This window comes from uncultured Candidatus Kuenenia sp. (genome assembly GCF_900696675.1).
GTDB lineage: Bacteria > Planctomycetota > Brocadiia > Brocadiales > Brocadiaceae > Kuenenia > Kuenenia stuttgartiensis_A.
On the sequence record NZ_CAADGZ010000233.1, the window covers coordinates 1 to 2336 of the forward strand.

The window sequence follows — 2336 nt, forward strand, 5'->3', positions numbered from 1 at the left end:
AAGGTGGCTGCGAAAGCGGAGAATGCAGCGGCAGACGTGAAGCTCAGGTACGCTCAGGAACTCGATAAACTACGCGACAAACAGCGTATTGCCTCTGAAAAGCTGAAGGCGGTGGAGGAAGCAGGTGACGATGCGTGGGAGAAGGTCAAGGCGACCACGGATAAGGTTGTGGATGACCTTCAGGCGGGTATCGCCCACGTAGTTTCCTATTTCAAGTAAAGTAATGGCCGCACGTAAGGCTTCGTTTATGTACAAGATTGTGAATTTGTTGTAAGCCCCGCAACTTTACAGAGAATGTTCCTGTGAGTTCGGGATAATCTTCCTAACAATAGGCGAAGAGGGAAATGTTAAAGAAATATGGAGTAGGTCTGGTATTTATTGGTGCACTGATGTTTGGTGTTGGTGCGGTAAATACAGTGTTGGTTGGCTCTGTTATGGCTACAAGTCATGAAGAGGGACGTGAATGCGAAAAATGCGGACACTTGCCAACAAAACCTGAAAATGATTGCAAATGTGTATGTCACGCAAAGAAGGGTTATTAATATCCCGGACAAAGACATACATCATCTTTTGCTGTATCAATAGGTCAGCTAAATCCTGCAATCAGTTATCAACTGATTGCAGGATAAGGTTGAAAACGGATATATAAGGAAAGGCTTTTTGTGGATATGAGAAAGAGTTGTTTTGTGTGTTAATCGGGTGTGAAGTGAAGTGCCTGGATGGTTTTTAATGGTTTATTGTATCAGAAAGGATATAAAAATATGAAAAGAATTGGATTAATGGTAGCACTATTTGTCTCTATGTTTTTTATGACGTCTTGTAACAAGAAGACGCCTGAAAAAGGGGAAACCAAAGTATCGACAGAAGAGGTCAAACGTGAAACAGGTGAAGCCCTTGAAACAAAAAAAACTTACCTGACACAGCAAAAAGAAAAATACCAGAAGGATGCTGAATCAACATTGAACTACCTCAGTGATAAGATAAAAGACCTTCAGGCAAAGGCCGGGCAAGCAGGGGCAGATACCAAGGCAAAGTACAATGAGATAATTGAAGGATTACAAAAGAAGCAAGGAGAAGCACAAGATAAATTAAATGAACTCAAATTGAAAAGCGCTGACGCCTGGGAGGATGTTAAATCCGGAATGGATGCAGCCCTGGAAAGTTTGAAGAGTTCTTATAATGATGCTGTTTCTCATTTCAAATAATCTTCATACAGGTAAGAGAAAATTATGAAGACCAGGAAGATGATTTACCATCTTATTTTGTGTATTTTAACGGATCTTGTGAAACAAGAAGAGCAAACATTCACAAGTTTTGCAAAAATTAAAATCAAGGCAGTGATTTGCTATATCAAGGCCATTCGATTTATACGGCGAATATGCATCGGTATAGTACTCTTAATTTTGAGTTTAGTGGTAATGATCAGTGGTTTTATATTTTTACATGTAGCGTTTCTTTATTATTTTCCTTTGAGTAAAGAAGTAAAGATGTTCGTTATCTTTTCCCTCGGTATTGTCTATTTTCTGGTTCCGCTAGGGGTTCTTCTTTACTTTACTTCACAGAGATTCTGGATGAAATTTTCGAAAGCAAATACATTGATACAAAAAGTTTTGGGTACGGTTTCTGAAGATAAAAAATAAATGAGAAAGGAGAGGGCATGGCGGATAACCAAACTACAGAAAATGCGGGAGACATATTAAAAATTGACGAAGCGCTTGGATTGCTGGATAGAGAATTAAAAGGAAAGAGCGGTGAGATTAATCGGTTGATTAGTGAAAAATATTCAAATCTCAAAGAGATTATGAGTGGAGCAACACACACGGGCAGGGAAGCGATAGAAAAAACATGTCATACCTTGGAAGAGGCTGTTAAGAGAGGAGAGGAGAAAACGAAAGAAATAGGGATGGAAATTGATCGAAAAGTTCATGCTAATCCATGGTTGGCGGTAGGCATTGCTGCCGTTAGTGGTTTCATCTTATGCTATATCATAGAAGCAGGCAAACGTTCAAAGTGATTAGCAGGTTTTTCGTTCTTTGATAATGCATTTTGCAAGCGAGAATTTAAGCCGGGAATTAATGCCTGCTTAAATTAGTCCTTCGGCGGCTTTTTAAAGTAAAGCAAAGAGCCTCTTTACTCTAAATTCGCAACATTGAATTTCCTATGTGTTGGAATATTCAAAACTGAAAAAGATTCAGGAATAGGTAAAAAATCGTAACTATTCAGCGTAAACGATACACGGCTCGTTCCCAAACTCCAGTTTGGGAATGCATTTGTTCGAGAAACTCCGGTTTCTCGCCTGTTTGCTGATAGATAGGGAATAAAATCACAGGGTTAAG

At 39.3% G+C, this 2336-nt stretch carries 5 protein-coding genes; all 5 read left to right on the top strand.

What is annotated here, in order from left to right; translation table 11 throughout:
• Positions 1-219 (top strand): hypothetical protein (locus QZT26_RS17215; RefSeq protein ID WP_295103920.1); only part of this gene is annotated, 219 nt, incomplete at its 5' end.
• Positions 220-344: 125 nt separating this feature from the next.
• The gene (locus QZT26_RS17220) at positions 345-542 is read left to right on the top strand and encodes a hypothetical protein (RefSeq protein ID WP_099324512.1); all 198 of its coding nucleotides are present in this window, start codon (positions 345-347) and stop codon (positions 540-542) included.
• A 219-nt stretch (positions 543-761) separates the two neighbouring features.
• Positions 762-1205 carry a hypothetical protein gene (locus tag QZT26_RS17225; RefSeq protein WP_157820415.1) on the top strand — a complete coding sequence of 148 codons (444 nt, stop codon included), beginning with the start codon at positions 762-764 and terminating at the stop codon, positions 1203-1205.
• A gap of 24 nt (positions 1206-1229) precedes the next feature.
• Positions 1230-1640, top strand: coding sequence for a hypothetical protein (locus QZT26_RS17230; RefSeq protein WP_230405744.1), 411 nt, complete (start codon positions 1230-1232; stop codon positions 1638-1640).
• A 17-nt stretch (positions 1641-1657) separates the two neighbouring features.
• The gene (locus QZT26_RS17235; protein ID WP_295103924.1) at positions 1658-2014 is read left to right on the top strand and encodes a DUF883 C-terminal domain-containing protein; all 357 of its coding nucleotides are present in this window, start codon (positions 1658-1660) and stop codon (positions 2012-2014) included.
• The last annotated feature ends 322 nt before the right edge of the window (positions 2015-2336 follow it).

Bases quoted from the DNA above. Each gene is read 5' to 3' on its own strand.
- QZT26_RS17225 (WP_157820415.1), top strand. From the start codon at position 762: ATGAAAAGAATTGGATTAATGGTAGCACTATTTGTCTCTATGTTTTTT.
- QZT26_RS17230 (WP_230405744.1), top strand. From the start codon at position 1,230: ATGAAGACCAGGAAGATGATTTACCATCTTATTTTGTGTATTTTAACG.
- QZT26_RS17220 (WP_099324512.1), top strand. From the start codon at position 345: ATGTTAAAGAAATATGGAGTAGGTCTGGTATTTATTGGTGCACTGATG.
- QZT26_RS17235 (WP_295103924.1), top strand. From the start codon at position 1,658: ATGGCGGATAACCAAACTACAGAAAATGCGGGAGACATATTAAAAATT.